The organism is Rhodococcus sp. P3_B8 (assembly GCF_056402775.1).
In genome coordinates this window covers 1-16,078 of sequence record NZ_JBFUGT010000144.1, presented here as the reverse complement: position 1 = coordinate 16,078, position 16,078 = coordinate 1, and the positions used below count along the sequence as shown (strand labels likewise).

Here is a 16,078-nt window from a genome sequence, read left to right as displayed (position 1 = left end):
GCGCACACGGGACTGCCCGAACACAGACAGGCGCCGACCCTGGGGGTTGGCGCCTGTCCGTGTTTCCTTTGCCTCTCGGTGACTCCGGCCGGTGGGGCTCAGTCCTTCCGAGTGGGAGGCAGGGGACTGTCGATGTGGTCGGCGGCGATGAGTTTGCCGCCGGACAGCGAGAGCACCCAGGTGCTCGCCTTCCTRTTCCGCGCCGGGGGAAGTGTGATGCCGTCGTTCTCCGCCCACCAGTCGAGCAGATCGGGAATGACGCCTCCCTGACTGCAGATCACCTGAACTCCGCCGAGAGCGGCGATCTTGCGGACCCGCGTGCGGGTGGCCACCGGGTCGGCGGTGTAACTCTCCTCGGACAGCAGCGGATCCAACCGGACGGTCGTGTCCAGCGCGCGCGCCAGCGGCTCGACCGTCTGTGTGCACCGCGTCCGGTCGGCCGACGTGATGTCGGTGGCCCCGAACGCTTCGAGCTGCGGGACGAGCGTCTCGGCCTGGAGTAGGCCGTTCGCATCCAGGGGCCGGGTGGTGTCGTCGCCCTTGTATCGCTTCCGGCTTCCAGCCTTGGCGTGCCGGACCAGGAGCACGGTCGCGGTGTCGGGTGGCTGAGCCGTGAATCGGCGGAGCATCTTGCGATCCATGGGATACGACAGCTGATCGGCCACCTCGGAGACGGGAAGCCACCGCATCTCGTCCACTTCACTGTTGGAGACGAATTCACCGGCGCGGGCTTCTGCCGCCCAGTATTCGACTCGTTTCAATCGGCGATGGCCCGGAATCGGATATGTCAACGCGCCCAGATGCCGGCCGAGGCGCCCGCGAATACCCGTCTCTTCTTCCACCTCACGCAATGCGGCCACCACTGCGGTCTCTCCGGGGTCGAGCTTTCCCTTCGGAAATGACCAGTCCTCGTATTTGGGCCGGTGAATGAGCGCGATCTCGATCTCGTCGGGATTGCGGGGAGACTTTCGCCACAGCACTGCCCCCGCAGCGAAGATATTGGCTTTGACCGGTTTGCCGGGTGAACTGCTCACCGAGTTCCTTCCTTCTGCCGCGGACTCGCCGCGATCAGGATCCGGTGCCCATTCGTTTGCGCATCATGGCCTCCTGGTGGTCGCGAACCTCCTCGCCGTGGGCAGGCGACGGAACCCACCGGCCGTCGGACCCGAGCACCCAGCACCGCGTGACGGGATCGAGCGCGGAATCGACGATCTCGGCTATCTGAGCGGTGAGTCGAGGGTCTTTCACCTGCGCCATGACCTCGACGCGTCGGTCGAGGTTGCGGTGCATCATGTCTGCGCTGCCGATCCAGTATTCGTCGGCGCCGCGGAAATGGAACACCCGGGAATGCTCGAGGAATCGTCCGAGAATCGACCGGACGTGGATGTTCTCACTCAGCCCGGGGACTCCGGGTTTGAGGGCGCAGATGCCACGCACGACGATTTCGACGGGCACACCGGCCCGGGACGCGCGGTAGAGCGAGTCGATCACCTGTTCGTCGACCAAGGCGTTGGCCTTCAGCAGGATTCCGGAGTCCTCACCCCGCAGTTTGTGCGCGATCTCACCGTCGATCCGCTCGATGATTCCCCGGCGCACACCGTACGGCGCGACGAGCAGGTTGCGGTACTGCGTCTTCCGCGAGTAGCCGGTGAGGGAATTGAACAGGTCGGTGAGGTCTGCGCCGATCTCGGGTGCGGCGGTGAGGAGGCCGATGTCTTCGTACAGCCGGGCGGTCTTCGGGTTGTAGTTGCCGGTACCGATGTGGCAGTAACGCCGGATGGTGGACCCTTCGCGACGGACCACGAGACACGTCTTGCAGTGCGTCTTGAGCCCGACGAGTCCGTACACCACGTGCACACCCGCGTGTTCGAGCTTGCGGGCCCACTTGATGTTCGCCTGCTCGTCGAATCGCGCCTTGATCTCGACCAGTGCCACAACCTGTTTGCCCGCCTCGGCGGCGGTGATCAATGCGTCGACGATGGGGGAGTCGCCCGAAGTGCGGTAGAGCGTCTGCTTGATCGCCAGAACCTGGGGGTCGGCCGCGGCCTGTTCGATGAAGCGCTGGACGCTCGTGGAGAAAGAGTCGTACGGGTGGTGGACCAGGACGTCGCCGTCGCGGAGGGTGGAGAAGACGCTCTTGGGTGTTTCTCTCTCGCCGAACGCCGGATGCGTTGCCGGGACGAACGGTGCGTCCTTGAGGGCGGGCCGGTCGACCGCATACACCTGCCAGAGGCACGACAGATCCAGCAGTCCGGGTACCTGGATGACGTCGCCGGGATCGACGTCGAGTTCGCGCAGGAGAAGTTCGAGCATGTGCTCGGTCATGTCGTCCGCGACCTCGAGTCGCACCGGTGAACCGAAGCGGCGGCGGGCCAACTCACGCTCGAGGGCCTGTAGGAGATCTTCGTCGCGGTCTTCTTCGACCTCGAAATCGGCGTTGCGCGTGATCCGGAATGCATGGTGCTCCACGATCTCCATGCCCGGGAACAGCATGTCGAGGTGAGCGGAGATCAGATCTTCCAGGGGCAGRAACGCGTCGATGGAGGAGGGCGTTTCGTCGCGGYGGACGCGGACGAACCTGCCTACGTTGTCCGGAACCTTGACCCTCGCAAAGTGTTCGCCACCGGTCACCGCATCCTTCACCGTCACCGCGAGGTTGAGACTCAGACCGCTGATGTACGGGAACGGGTGGGCGTGGTCGACTGCGAGCGGAGTGAGCACGGGGAAGATCTGGTCCTGGAAATGCACCGACAGGCGCTCGCGGTCGTCGTCGGTGAGATCGTCCCATCCGATGATGGAGATCCCTTCGGCGGCAAGCGCGGGACGAACGGAGTCGAGGAAGACCCGTGCGGCCTTCTCCGAGATCTCCTGGGTCCGGGTTGCGATCAGCGAGAGCTGTTCGCGGGGGGAGAGACCGTCGGCGGACCGCACGGACAGCCCGGTCTCGTCGCGGCGCTTGAGTCCGGCCACGCGGACCATGAAGAACTCGTCGAGATTGGACGCGAAGATGGCGAGGAACTTGGCGCGCTCGAGCAACGGCAGCGACGTGTCCTCGGCGAGGGCGAGAACCCGGGCATTGAAATCGAGCCAACTGAGTTCGCGGTTCAGGTAACGATCTTCGGGGAGTCCGTCGGTCAGCGCGCTCGTGAGGGCACTCGTCGCAGCGGGTGGCGCCATCGGAACGTTCGTGGGATTGGCCGTGACGATGTCGTCGCGGGTTCCGTTCTTTCCGTCGACGTCGGTCTGCTGGTCGAGTGCTTCTCGGTTACTCACCCCACGATCATCCCTCGAGAATTCGGCCGCCGACAATCGATGGGGCAAATTCACACGGCGTGCGCGACCTACTCGTTTCCGCAGCGCGAGGGGGCGGTGTGTTCGAGAGCGTCGAGGGCGGCACGCGTCGCAGGTCCGACGCCGAGAGCCTGCGCGGCATCGAGATCGTCGGCGGTGTCGACGTCGGTTCGCAGACCGGGCCAGTGCCCGTCGAGGGGCCGCGCCCCGGACTCGAGATGCCGCTTCGCCGAGCCCGGTCCGAACCGGGGATCGAGCGGAATCTCCGGGTCGCAGGAGAACAGTGCGGCGGTTCCGGTGCCGTGATGATCGACGACGACCGACCTGCCACCGGTTCTCGCTGCGGCGAGTGCTTCACCGAATTCGCCTCCGCGCAGAGACGGAAGGTCGGCCTGCAGTGCGACGACGTCGACTCCGCGCTCGTTGCGGCGGACGTGCTCGGCCGCCGCCGACAGCGCCGCATTGAGGCTGTGCTCGGTGCCGCCCTCGTCCGGCCGATCCTCGGCGGAAACGGGTGCGGGGTCCGCGTAGACGTGCGCGCCGACACTGCGCGCGAGCCGCGCCACCGCGGGATCCGGCGTGACCACGGTGACACCGACGACCGTCGCGACGTCGCTGACGACGGCCAGGGTGTCGCGCAGCATCGACAGGACCAGTCCGGTGCGGTCGGCCGTGTCGAAGACGCCCGACAGCCGCGTCTTGGCCGCGTGGAGTTCCTTCACGGCGACGAGTACGTGCGCGCGCGGCGCCACGGATCGGGTCGCTGTGCTCATGCGGATATCTTGCCAGCCCGCGCGGGGCGGTGCTCCGGACGCCCGGTCGCCGCTGAGCAGCGAACGAGTTCGGTAGCGGGGCGGCGCTCGACCTCGGCATCGGCAATACTGTGGGCGACGCATCGGGTAACGAACGACGAGGGGGCTGTGTGAGCAAGGCTGCGGTACTGGGAGCGGGTTCATGGGGGACTGCATTTGCGAAGGTCCTGGCCGATGCCGGGACCGACGTCACCATGTGGGCGCGACGCGCTGAGGTCGCCGAATCGATCGTGTCGCGGCACGAGAACGCGGACTACTTGCCGGGCATCGCCCTGCCTCCGTCGTTGACCGCCACCGACGACGCGCGGGCCGCACTCGATGGCGCCGACATCGTCGTCCTCGCGGTGCCGTCGCAGTCCCTGCGCGACAATCTGCAGGTCTGGAGTCCGATGATCCCCGAGGACGCCACCCTGCTGAGCCTCGCCAAGGGCATCGAAACCGGCACCCTCATGCGGATGAGTCAGGTGATCATCCAGGTCACCGGCGCAGACCCGGGACGTGTCGCCGTGCTGTCCGGGCCCAATCTGGCCCGGGAGATCGCGATCGGTCAACCGGCGGCGACGGTCGTCGCGTGCACGGATTCGACGCGGGCACTGGAACTGCAGAAGGCCTCGGCCACCGGATACTTCCGTCCGTACACGAATTCGGACGTCATCGGGTGCGAGATCGGTGGCGCCTGCAAGAACGTCATCGCCCTCGCCTGCGGTATGGCATCGGGAATCGGTCTGGGAGAGAACACGATTGCGAGCATCATCACTCGCGGTCTCGCCGAGATCATCCGGCTGGGAGTGGCCCTCGGTGCGAAACCTGCCACCCTCGCGGGTCTCGCGGGAGTGGGCGATCTGGTTGCGACGTGCACGTCGCCCCTGTCGCGCAATCGGTCCTTCGGTGAACGCCTCGGTCAGGGTGGTTCGATCGAGAGTGCCCAGGCGGCCACTCACGGTCAGGTCGCCGAGGGTGTGAAATCGTGCTCGTCCGTGCGGGCTCTCGCGGCCAGTTACGACGTCGAGATGCCGCTCACCGATGCCGTGCACCGGGTGTGCCACGAGGGCGTCGTGGTGCAGGACGCGATCGGTCAGCTGCTCGGCCGTCGCACGAAGCCGGAGTGAGCTCGTGAGTGGTGATTCCACCCGCTGCGTCAAAGCTGTTGCCGCAGAAAATGTTCCCGGATCGCCGATGCTGAGGGGGCCGGTTTTCGCAGCGCCGTATCAGCTGAGCGCGGACGAGGGAACCGAGTCCGACACCTATGCGCGTGCCTCCAATCCGGGCTGGCGCGACCTCGAATCGGCGCTGGCGACGCTCGAGGGCGCCGCGGGCGCGCTCGTCGTCGGCTCCGGGATGTCGGCGGTCACCGTCGTGCTGAGGAGTCTGCTCACCGCCGGCGACACGGTGGTCGTTCCGTCTGACGGCTACTACCAGGTGCGCGCGTACGCGCGGGAGCGCCTGGAGCCGATGGGCATCACCGTGCACGAACTGAGGACCGCCGAGATGGCCGGCGAGGCGGCCGCCGCACTGTTGGCGTCCGCCGAGGGGACGACGGTGGTGGTGGCCGAGACTCCGGCCAACCCCTCGCTCGACGTGGTGGATCTGCGCGCCGTGTCCGAGCAGTGCGCGAACGCGGGCGCTGTTCTCGTGGTGGACAACACGACCGCAACGCCGCTCGGCCAGCAACCGCTCGAACTCGGAGCCGACGTGGTAGTCGCCAGCGGCACAAAGACTTTGAGCGGTCACAGTGATCTCCTCATGGGGTACATCGCCGCGTCGGACGCCGACTTCCTGGCCGGGATGGAACGCGAGAGGGCCCTGTCGGGCACGGTGCTGGGGCCGTTCGAGACGTGGCTCGCCCACCGGAGTCTCGGGACGGCCGGTCTGCGATTCGAGCGTCAATGCGCCAACGCCCTGGCCCTCGCGGTCCTGCTCGAGTCACACCCGGCGGCCCACCGCGTCCGTTATCCGGGTCTGCCCGGAGATCCTGCGCACGCCGTCGCCGCCGGTCAGATGCGTCGATTCGGCGGGCTGGTGAGCTTCGAGGTGGACTCCGCCGAACAGTTCCACCGACTCGTGGCCGGAAGTGAGCTCCTCGTGCCTGCGACGAGCTTCGGCGGCATCCACACCAGCGCCGACCGCCGGGCCCGGTGGGGAGACCCCGTACCCGAGGGGTTCGTGCGGATCTCGTGCGGAATCGAGGACACCGAAGACCTCGTCGCCGATCTCGAGAGAGCGCTGTCCGCGTTGTGAGTGCGGGGCCGCCCACCGTGTCGTGAGGTCGGCGAAGGAAATATGAGGAGAGGTGGGTGCGGTGAGCGTGTCGCGACGACGGTACGGTCTGTGTCGTGAGTAAACCGCGTACCCGGGTAGCCGTCATCTTCGGTGGCCGCAGCAACGAGCATTCCGTGTCCTGTGTGTCGGCTGGAAGCGTCCTGAGGAATCTCGACCCGGAACGGTACGAGGTAGTGCCGATCGGCATCACCACCGAGGGCTCGTGGGTCCTCGGCTCCACCGACCCCGAAACGCTGTCCATCCGCGGCCGCTCACTGCCCAGCGTCGACGCCGACGGGTCCGCACTGGCCCTCACCGCCGACCCGACGCGGTCCGGCGACCTCGTCGCACTCGACGACGGCGAAGCGGGCAAGATCCTGGCCTCGGTCGACGTCGTCTTCCCCGTCCTGCACGGCGCCTACGGCGAGGACGGCACGATCCAGGGCCTGCTCGAACTCGCAGGTGTCCCGTACGTCGGTCCCGGCGTACTCGCCAGCGCCGCCGGTATGGACAAGGAATTCACGAAGAAGCTGCTCGCCGCGGAAGGCCTGCCCATCGGGTTCCAGGTCGTCCTGCGTCCGGGCACCGCCACACTGACCGACGAACAGAAGTCCCGCCTCCACCTCCCGGTGTTCGTGAAGCCGGCCCGCGGCGGATCGTCGATCGGTATCACCCGGGTGGCCGAGTGGGCCGCGCTCGACGACGCCATCGCCCACGCCCGCCTGCACGACCCGAAGGTGATCGTCGAATCGGGGATCGTCGGCCGCGAGGTCGAGTGCGGAGTCCTCGAGTTCCCGGACGGCGACGTGCGGGCCAGCGTCATCGCCGAGATCCGGATGCCGGAAGGCGCAGGCGACGACGAGGCGTTCTACGACTTCGACAGCAAATACCTCGACGACGTGTGCGAGTTCGACGTGCCCGCGAAACTCGACGAAGCGGTCAGCGAAGAGATCCGCGAACTCGCGGTGCGCGCGTTCTCCGCGCTCGACTGCCAGGGTCTCGCGCGGGTCGACTTCTTCGTGACCGAGGACGGCCCGGTCATCAACGAGATCAACACGATGCCGGGATTCACGTCGATCTCGATGTACCCGCGCATGTGGGGTGCGGTTGGTGTCGACTACGGCACCCTCGTCTCGACCCTGGTCGACACGGCCCTCGCGCGCGGCATCGGCCTGCGCTAGAGAAACCGAGGTCCGGCGCTCAGGGATTCGCCACGGGCGCCGGATCGAGCGGCTTCTGCGGCAATGCCTGCGACACCGCGCCGGAAATGTCCTGAAGCGGCGTCGGTCCCACCCCGGTGGGAACCGTGAGTCCGATGTACACGCCGCGGTCGACCGCGAAATAGCTGCTCGCGTCGATTCCGGCGCTCGCACCCGAGATCTCGAACCACTGAACTCCGTCGATCACCTGCAGCGCCGAAGCCTGATCGAACTCCGCGGGACGGTCCAGACCGCAACGCAGGACGAGTGGTTCACCCTCGGCCGGCTGCCACGCGGCAGTCGCCTCGGGTGCGGGCTCGGTGAGTTCGGCGCGCGTGTAGTCGCCCAGCGCGTCGGGGAGGCCCGCCATCAGGGTGGCGCACTCCGCGGAGCCGGATGCGGGCGCGGGCACCGGCCCCAGCGACACCGGTTCCTTCACCGGGTTCCGCCCGGCGAACACCGCCGCGACGACGATGCCGATGACCAGGGCCACGGGAAGCGCCACGGCCGTCGCGATGAGCGCGGGATTGCGCCGCTCCGCGGGGACCGGGTCGGAGTTGCCGGCAGGTGTGCTCTGTTCGGGTTCGAGGTCGGACATGCTCAGTTCTTGTTCGCAGACTTTTCGGGGACGTCGCAGGTGAGGGTGCGGGTGATGCCGGAGACCTGACGGATCTCCTCGACGACGGGAGCGACCTCGTCAGCGGACACCCGCACGATGACGTCATACGGTCCGACCACGTCCTCGGCGGTCCGGACTCCGGTGATCTTCGCGATCTCGGTCGCGATCGCCGCAGCCTTGCCGACTTCGGTCTGGATCAGGATGAACGCTTGCACTCTCGCTCCGGCCCTTCCCTGCTCCGCGCCGCATGATCTCGGTAGAGTCGCGGGTGCTTCGGCGCGCTGATCGGTCACGTGCCGAGAAGTTCCGGCAACAGCTAAAAGGTACCGCAGTCGCACATTCCGTCGACCGGGCCCACAGCCGCTGCACGGGCCACCCGACACTGGAGGCACACCATCACACCGACGGATTCCCCGGACCCGAACCCGCCCCTCACCGTCGCCGACGTCGGCGAGTTCGCCGTGATCGGCCGAGCGGTGGACGGCCGGGTGCAGCCGCCGTCCACGCTGATCGGCCCCGGCGACGACGCTGCCCTCGTCCGGGCGGACGACGGCCGGGTGGCGGTGTCCGCCGACATGCTGGTGCAGGACAGGCATTTTCGGCTCGACTGGTCGTCACCACGCGACGTGGGCCACAAGGCGGTGGCGCAGAATGCGGCCGACGTCGCGGCGATGGGGGCGCGGCCCACCGCCTTCCTCGTCTCCCTCGGTCTCCCGCCGGACACGTCGATCGACGTGGCGGACGGCATCTCGGCGGCGATCGGGGAAAGCGCCGAGGAACTCGGGGCCGGCGTCGTGGGCGGTGATCTCGTGCAGGCCGGGCAGATCGTGATTTCCGTCACCGTCCTCGGTGATCTGGGTGGCAGGAGCCCGATCCGGCGGTCGGGCGCGCGGCCCGGCGACGTCGTCGCGGTGGCCGGCGAACTCGGCCGGTCGGCGGCCGGTCTCGCGCTGCTGCTCGGCGGGTCCTCGGATTTCCCGGACCTGCTCGCCGCGCATCGGGTCCCCACCCCGCCGTATTCCGCCGCCTGGGCCGCCGCGGACGGGGGCGCCCACGCAATGACCGACATCTCCGACGGACTCCTCGCCGATCTCGGTCACATCTGTGACGCCTCCGGCGTCGGAATGTCCCTCACCCGATCCGACCTGGCTGTCTCACCCGAATTGGTGGCGGCAGCGAAGGCTCTCGGCGTCGACCACTGGGAATGGGTGCTCACCGGGGGAGAGGACCACGGTTTCGCCGCCACCTTCCCTGCCGGCGTCCCGCTCCCGGCGGGGTGGACCGGGATCGGCGCGGTGCACGACGGGTCCGGCATCTCGGTGGACGGCGAGACCTGGCCGGGGGCCGGGGGCTGGCAGAGTTTCTCGGTATAGGTTGCACGCATGGCTATCTACGCGCTCGGGGACCGCGAACCCGACATCCATCCGGACGCCTACGTCCATCCCGACGCCGTGGTGATCGGGAACGTGACCCTGGCGGCAGGCACCTCGGTGTGGCCGCAGGCCGTGCTCCGCGCCGACTACGGCACCATCACCGTCGGCGCCGACACGAACATCCAGGACGGCACCGTGATCCATTGCACGATGATCGATCCCACCGTCATCGGCTCGGGGTGCGTCGTCGGTCACGCGGCGCACATCGAGGGATCCACGATCGGCGACCACTGCCTGATCGCCTCCGGATCGATCGTTCTCAACGGTTCGGTCATCGGTGCCGGTTCGGTCGTCGGAGCCGGCGCCGTCGTTCCGTTCAAGTTCGAGGTTCCGCCGCGGAGCATGGCGCTCGGCGTCCCCGCGAAGATCCGGCAGGGCTACGAGGTTCCCGAGGGGCACCTCGAGATGAACGTGAAGATGTACGCCGCGAACGCGGCCTACTACCGCGACTCGCTGCGCAGGCTCGACTGATGGCGGCGCCGCTGGCGGACCTCGTCGAGGCCGGATGGGCAGACGCACTCGAACCGGTGTCCGGACGGATCACGGAGATGGGCGAGTTCCTGCGCGCGGAAATCGCCGACGGGCGTGACTACCTTCCCGCCGGAGAGAACGTCCTGAGAGCGTTCACCCACCCATTCTCCGAGGTCAAGGTCCTGATCGTGGGTCAGGACCCGTATCCCACACCCGGTCACGCGGTCGGTCTCAGCTTCTCGGTGGCTCCGGATGTGCGCCCCGTGCCACGCAGCCTCGGCAACATCTTCACCGAATACAGCAAGGACCTCGGCTACGAGACGCCCACCACCGGGGACCTCACCCCGTGGTCACGTCAGGGAGTGCTTCTGCTGAACAGGGTCCTCACCGTGCAGCCCGGACTCCCGGCCTCGCACCGGAAGAAGGGCTGGGAGGCGGTGACCGAGCAGGCCATTCGCGCTCTCGTGGCGCGCCCCGAACCCCTCGTCGCAATTCTGTGGGGCCGGGACGCGTCCACGTTGAAACCGATGCTCGGCGACGTGCCGACGATCGAATCGGCGCACCCCTCACCGCTGTCCGCGTCGCGCGGATTCTTCGGTTCGCGGCCGTTCAGCCGCGCGAACGAACTCCTCGACGGCCTGGGCGCCGAACCGGTGAACTGGCAGCTGCCGTAAACGGCGAATTCCCCTACTGCACAGACGAGAAATCGGCACGTTCCTCTACTGCACAGACGAGAAATCGGCACGCCGTTTCTCGACGAAGGCGTCGACGCCCTCGCGTCCCACCGGGCTGTCGGCCGCGGTGGCGATCGACACGGCCTCCGCGTCGAGTTGCTCGGCGAGCGAGCGATATCGGGAGGCGCGCACGAGCGTCTTGATCCCCGAGTAGGACGGCGTCGGGCCGGCAGCGAGGGTGCGGGCGAGTCGAAGGGCCTCGTCCTGGACGACGTCGTCGCCGACGAGGCGGCTGAGGATGCCCAGGCGGACGGCCTCGTCGCCGCTGAGAACGGCATCGGTGATCAGGATCTCGCGCGCGCGGGCGTCGCCGACGATGCGCGGGAGGGTCCAGGACATGCCGCCGTCCGGGGTGAAGCCGATGGACGGGTAGGCCGGGCGCAGCTTGGTCCCCGGGCCGCCGATGGCGACGTCCGTGAGGCAGACAAGGCTCATGCCGGCGCCCGCCGCCCACCCGTGAACACCGGCGATCACCGGAACGGTCACGGCGTCGAGCGCACGAACGAATTCGTGGAACACGCGCGCCACCTCGGCGACGTATTCGCTTCGCACCGGTGCGGATGCGAAGGCGTGGACGTTGCCGCCCGCACAGAAGTTCGGGCCCTCCCCGACGAGAAGGACGCTGCCGATTCGGTCACCGACCGCTTCGAGTGCCCGGGCACCCTGCACCATGCCCTCGCCGTCCAGTGAGGTGCCGTTCTCCGCCGTCGCGATCGTGATGCGCAGGACGCCGTCTTCGAGCTGTACTTTGCTGAGTCCATCGAGAGAAGTCACCGTTGCACCTTACGTTGGGCCCCTGCCGGTGCCCGACGTGCCCCGATGGGCTGCGACGATGACGAATCGGACGGGTGTGGCGACACAAAAAACTGCGCCCCCGACACCGAAGTGTCGGGGGCGCAGTGACATCGCACGCAGCGTCGGGTCAGCCCCGAGCAACCTTTCCAGCCTTCAGGCAGGAGGTGCAGACGTTGACCTTCCGGGTGTTTCCGGGGGCAACCTCGGCACGAACAGTCTGAATGTTCGGGTTCCAGCGACGGTTGGTACGCCGGTGCGAGTGCGAGACCGACTTACCGAAGCCGGGCCCCTTGGCGCATACGTCGCAGACGGCAGCCATAGTCGCGAACTCCTTCAAGATAGTGAACTGTGAAATTTGCTGGCCTCGTAGAGACAGGGCACAGCAAGCGCGCCCTGTACGAGGCAACCGTGCAAGAGTAGCCGCTCGAGTGCGGATTGGCCAAACCCGGTCCCGAAGGGCTCGGACCGCGGGCCCGATCATCGTCCCCCGACTAGTCTGACGGCACCTTCCCATTCCCTGGCCGGAGAGGACGACAGTGGCCCCTGAGCTCCCGATGGACGGGCGAGTCCTCGAATCGTGGGCGCGGACCGCCGTCGCGGGTCTGGAAAAGCGGTGCGAGGAGATCAACAGCCTCAACGTCTTTCCGATTCCGGACTCCGACACGGGTACCAATCTGCTGTTCACGATGCGTGCGGCGCTGGGTGCGATCGACGAGTACGCGGGCAGCGGCACCAAGGACGTCCGGCAGGTGGCCATCGCCCTGGCTCGGGGCGCGGTCGCCGGCGCGCGCGGGAACTCCGGCGTGATCTTGTCCCAGGTGCTGCGAGGGATTGCGGAAGCAGCCGTCACCCCCGCCGTCGACACAAGGACGGTCCGGACCGGGCTGCTGATGGCCACCAACCTGGTGACGGACGCGGTGAGCTACCTCGTGGAGGGGACCATCGTCACCGTGTTGCGCTGTGCCGCCGACGCCGCGGCGGAGTTTCCGGACGAGGCGCCGATCGCGGTCACGGCCCGCGCAGCCGCGGACGCGGCGGCGTCCGCGCTCACCAGGACGCCGTCGCAACTCGAGGTGCTCGGCACCGCAGGCGTCGTCGATGCGGGAGGACTCGGCCTCGTCGTGATCCTCGACGCTCTCGTCACAGCGGTGACGGGGGCACCGCCCGATCGCGCACCGATCGCGCTCCACGTTCCGCGCCGCACCCCGTCCACGCATCGCGCAGAGCTCGTCCCTGTTTCCGCGCCGCCCGCGTCGCAGCGCCCGCACGCGCATCCGGGACCCGGACCCGAATGCGACGAGGGTTCGGATCAGGACTTCGAGGTGATGTACCTGGTCGCGGAGTCCGACGAGGACCGCATCGCGGAGTTGCGCACCACGCTGAACGCCCTCGGGGACTCGATCGTGATCGTCGGCGACGGCGGCGGAGGCTGGTCGGTCCACGTGCACTGCACGGACGCGGGCGCAGCAGTGGAGGCCGGACTGTCGGCGGGACGCATCCACGGAATCCGGGTCAGCAGCTTCCTCGTGGATGCGCGGGACCAGGGGTTGCTCTTTCCCCCGGTCCGGACCCGGCCGGATCAGGGGGAGCGGGGAATCGTCGCCGTCGTGGCCGGCGACGGCGCCGCCGAACTGTTCGCCAGCGAAGGCGCGACAGTCCTCCGATGCGACGACGCCCCCGTCACCCGGGCCCAGCTCCTCGGCATCATCAGGCAGATGGGACGCACCGAGGTGCTCGTCCTCCCCAACGGTGCGCTGACGGCCCAGGAACTCGTCGCGGTCAGTGCCGCGGCAAGGGACGCCCGGCACGAAGTCCTGCTGCTCGCGACGTCCGCGATGGTGCAGGGACTCGCGTCCCTGGCGGTGCACGACCCCGAGCGTGAGGCGGTGGACGACGCCTTCGCGATGTCGGAGGCCGCCGCAGCGACCCGCTGGGGATCGCTGCGCATCGCCAGGGAACGGGCCCTCACCTATGTGGGCACGTGCGAACCGGGAGACGGCATCGGACTGATGGGTCACGAGGTGATCGTCATCGAACCGGACGCGGTCGCGGCCGGACGGCGACTCGTCGACCTCGTCCTCGGCGCGGGTGGCGAACTGGTGACGCTCCTGATGGGGTCGGAGGCGCCGGACGGGCTGGACACGGAACTGGCCGATCACATCTCGCAGCGGCACCCCGGCGTCGAGGTGATGATCTACCACGGTGGACAACCTGGAGATCTGTTGCAACTCGGGGTGGAATGAGGAATTCGATGGCCACATTGTCCGACCGGCTCGATCATCTGCTGGGAAAGAAGACCGCCGACGCGCTCGAGGAGGCGTTCGACATCCGCACGGTCGAGGACCTGCTGCGGCACTACCCGCACCGGTACGCCTCGCAGGGCCGTGAGCTCGCGGAGAAGGACCCGCCGGAGGGCGAGCACATCACGATCATCGCCCGGGTCACGTCCGCGGCCGTCGTGAAGATGAAGAACCGGCCGGGCAGCATGCTCAAGGTGGTCCTGTCCACCGACACCCAGAACGTGGACGTCACCTTCTTCAGCCCGCAGAAGGTCAAGCACGTGATCAAGCCCGGTGTGCGCGCGATGTTCTCGGGAACGGTCAAGTACTTCCGCCAGAAGTGGAGCCTCACCCACCCGAGCTACCTCATCCTTCCCGAGCCGCGGGCCGGCAGCGAGGACCCCGTCGTGAACGTCGGCCGGATCCGCGGTGCCGGGGATCTCGCGGGAATCGCCCGGGCGTCGCAGGAAGCCGGTGCCGGGGTCGACATGTCCGTGTTCGACCGGGCGCTGATCCCGCTCTATCCGGCCACCCGGGACGTCGAGAGCTGGACGATCATGAAATGTGTCCGCCAGATCCTGGACCAGCTCGATCACGTCGACGACCCCCTGCCGGAGAACATCCGGGCCGAACGCGAGCTGATCGGCCTCGACGAAGCCCTCCGGTCGGTCCACCTGCCCGACACCCGTGAAGACGTGGAGAACGCCCACGACCGTCTCCGGTTCGACGAGGCGACGGCGCTGCAGCTGGTTCTCGCCCGTCGCCGCCACGACAACGCCGAGCGAGTCGCGCCCGAGTGCCTGCCGGTGCCCGGCGGGATCGCCGACGTGTTCGAGAAGATGCTTCCCTTCCAGCTCACCGAGGGTCAGCACACGGTCGCCGACGAGATCTCCGCCGATTTGGCGCAGCCGCACCCGATGAGCAGGCTGCTGCAGGGGGAGGTGGGTTCCGGTAAGACGATCGTGGCCCTGCGCGCCATGCTCCAGGTGGTCGACGCCGGCTACCAGTGCGCCCTGCTCGCCCCGACCGAGGTGCTCGCGACGCAGCACGCCCGGTCGCTGCGGGCGATGCTCGGCTCCCTCGCGACCGCCGGGGAACTCGGGGCGCACGAGAAGGCCACACGGGTGGCGCTGCTGACGGGGTCGATGCCGGTCGCCGCCAAACGCACGGCTCTGAACGAGGCGATCACCGGCGACGCCGGGATCGTCATCGGCACCCACGCCCTCATTCAGGACAACGTCGAGTTCTTCAACCTCGGGATGGTGGTGGTCGACGAGCAGCACCGGTTCGGTGTCGAGCAGCGCGACCGGCTGCGGTCGCGTGCGCGCGAGGGTCTGAGCCCGCACCTGCTGGTGATGACGGCGACGCCGATTCCCCGCACCATCGCGATGACGGTGCTCGGCGATCTGGAGGTGTCGACGCTGCGGCAGCTGCCGAAGGGCAGGTCGCCGATCAAGAGCAGTGTGGTACCCGCGTCCCAGAAGCCGCAGTGGGTCGCGCGCGCGTGGGAACGGATCCGCGAGGACGTGGCCGAGGGGAGGCAGGCGTACGTCGTGTGCTCGCGCATCGGCGACGGCGAGAAGGGCGACGGCGAGGACGCGTTCGACGAGAAGGCGCCCGAGACGAAGTCTGCCGTCGAGGTGTTCGAGGAGTTGAGCGGCAGCATCATGCCGGACCTGCGGGTGGGTCTGCTGCACGGCCGGCTTCCCGCGGACGAGAAGGACGCGGTGATGCGCGACTTCACGGCCGGCGACATCGACGTCCTGGTGTGCACCACGGTCGTCGAGGTCGGCGTCGACGTCCCGAACGCGACGATCATGGTGATCGTCGACGCGGACCGTTTCGGTGTGAGTCAGCTCCACCAGCTGCGCGGACGCGTCGGCCGTGGCAAACACCAGGGCCTGTGCATTCTCGTCACCGAGATGAATCCGGGCGGTCCCGCCTACGAGCGATTGTCGAACGTGGCGTCGACCAACGACGGTTTCGAACTTGCGCAACTCGACCTCGCCACCCGCCGCGAGGGCGACATTCTCGGTGCGGCGCAGTCGGGAACGACGTCCACGTTGCGGCTGTTGTCGCTGCTCGGCCACGAGGACGTCATCGCTGCGGCGTCCGAGTTCGCGCGTTCGGTCATCGCGGACGATCCGCGCCTCGAAAACCATCCCGGGCTGTCGGCGATGGTGACC

Annotated in this window: 15 protein-coding genes; 8 read left to right on the top strand and 7 right to left on the bottom strand. The window is 68.1% G+C overall.

The annotated features are described in order from the left end of the window. Positions 1-98: 98 nt before the first annotated feature. The 3 genes from AC1D1G_RS29180 to cofC form a co-directional block, all read right to left on the bottom strand. Entirely contained in the window at positions 99-1,034 is a 936-nt protein-coding gene (locus AC1D1G_RS29180) for an NUDIX hydrolase (RefSeq protein WP_283334816.1), read from the bottom strand. 34 nt (positions 1,035-1,068) lie between these two features. Further along, positions 1,069-3,273, bottom strand: coding sequence for an RNA degradosome polyphosphate kinase (locus AC1D1G_RS29175; RefSeq protein WP_477954782.1), 2,205 nt, complete (start codon positions 3,271-3,273; stop codon positions 1,069-1,071). A 68-nt stretch (positions 3,274-3,341) separates the two neighbouring features. Further along, positions 3,342-4,064 carry a 2-phospho-L-lactate guanylyltransferase gene (gene cofC, locus AC1D1G_RS29170; protein WP_280781732.1) on the bottom strand — a complete coding sequence of 241 codons (723 nt, stop codon included), beginning with the start codon at positions 4,062-4,064 and terminating at the stop codon, positions 3,342-3,344. Between the two features lie 149 nt (positions 4,065-4,213). On the opposite strand from cofC, the gene AC1D1G_RS29165 reads away from it, so the two are divergent. The 3 genes from AC1D1G_RS29165 to AC1D1G_RS29155 all read left to right on the top strand — a co-directional run bounded on the left by AC1D1G_RS29165 (position 4,214) and on the right by AC1D1G_RS29155 (position 7,543). Further along, positions 4,214-5,212: an NAD(P)H-dependent glycerol-3-phosphate dehydrogenase gene (locus tag AC1D1G_RS29165; protein WP_009479691.1), complete on the top strand. Its 999-nt coding sequence runs from the start codon at positions 4,214-4,216 to the stop codon at positions 5,210-5,212. Positions 5,213-5,216: 4 nt separating this feature from the next. Next, complete coding sequence (locus AC1D1G_RS29160; protein ID WP_477954781.1) at positions 5,217-6,341, top strand: cystathionine gamma-lyase; 1,125 nt, start codon at positions 5,217-5,219, stop codon at positions 6,339-6,341. Between the two features lie 95 nt (positions 6,342-6,436). Continuing rightward, positions 6,437-7,543, top strand: a complete 1,107-nt coding sequence (locus AC1D1G_RS29155) for a D-alanine--D-alanine ligase family protein (RefSeq protein ID WP_477954779.1) — start codon at positions 6,437-6,439, stop codon at positions 7,541-7,543. A gap of 19 nt (positions 7,544-7,562) precedes the next feature. Here AC1D1G_RS29155 and AC1D1G_RS29150 read toward each other — a convergent pair whose 3' ends face one another. Then, positions 7,563-8,159 carry a DUF3515 domain-containing protein gene (locus AC1D1G_RS29150; protein ID WP_280781734.1) on the bottom strand — a complete coding sequence of 199 codons (597 nt, stop codon included), beginning with the start codon at positions 8,157-8,159 and terminating at the stop codon, positions 7,563-7,565. Between the two features lie 2 nt (positions 8,160-8,161). Continuing rightward, complete coding sequence (locus AC1D1G_RS29145) at positions 8,162-8,395, bottom strand: Lrp/AsnC ligand binding domain-containing protein (RefSeq protein ID WP_105413047.1); 234 nt, start codon at positions 8,393-8,395, stop codon at positions 8,162-8,164. Between the two features lie 246 nt (positions 8,396-8,641). Between AC1D1G_RS29145 and AC1D1G_RS29140 the strand changes: the two genes are divergently transcribed. The 3 genes from AC1D1G_RS29140 to AC1D1G_RS29130 are packed head-to-tail and all read left to right on the top strand — an operon-like array spanning position 8,642 to position 10,758. Beyond that, positions 8,642-9,553, top strand: coding sequence for a thiamine-phosphate kinase (locus AC1D1G_RS29140; protein ID WP_411194597.1), 912 nt, complete (start codon positions 8,642-8,644; stop codon positions 9,551-9,553). 9 nt (positions 9,554-9,562) lie between these two features. Beyond that, complete coding sequence (locus AC1D1G_RS29135; RefSeq protein WP_037245490.1) at positions 9,563-10,084, top strand: gamma carbonic anhydrase family protein; 522 nt, start codon at positions 9,563-9,565, stop codon at positions 10,082-10,084. Next, positions 10,084-10,758 (top strand): uracil-DNA glycosylase, encoded by a 675-nt coding sequence (locus AC1D1G_RS29130; RefSeq protein ID WP_283334812.1) that lies wholly within the window; start codon positions 10,084-10,086, stop codon positions 10,756-10,758. Before AC1D1G_RS29135 ends, AC1D1G_RS29130 begins: the two co-directional genes overlap by 1 nt. A 45-nt stretch (positions 10,759-10,803) precedes the next feature. On the opposite strand, the gene AC1D1G_RS29125 is transcribed toward AC1D1G_RS29130, so the two are convergent. Next, a complete protein-coding gene (locus AC1D1G_RS29125) occupies positions 10,804-11,592 on the bottom strand; it encodes an enoyl-CoA hydratase/isomerase family protein (protein WP_477954777.1) in 789 nt (262 codons plus the stop codon). Positions 11,593-11,740: 148 nt separating this feature from the next. Next, complete coding sequence (gene rpmB / locus AC1D1G_RS29120) at positions 11,741-11,932, bottom strand: 50S ribosomal protein L28 (RefSeq protein WP_005240429.1); 192 nt, start codon at positions 11,930-11,932, stop codon at positions 11,741-11,743. Positions 11,933-12,167: 235 nt separating this feature from the next. Between rpmB and AC1D1G_RS29115 the strand changes: the two genes are divergently transcribed. Continuing rightward, on the top strand, positions 12,168-13,856 hold the full coding sequence (locus AC1D1G_RS29115) for a DAK2 domain-containing protein (RefSeq protein ID WP_283334845.1): 1,689 nt from the start codon (positions 12,168-12,170) through the stop codon (positions 13,854-13,856). An 8-nt stretch (positions 13,857-13,864) separates the two neighbouring features. Then, positions 13,865-16,078: ATP-dependent DNA helicase RecG (gene recG, locus AC1D1G_RS29110; RefSeq protein WP_477954776.1), on the top strand; the 2,214-nt coding region annotated here is incomplete at its 3' end.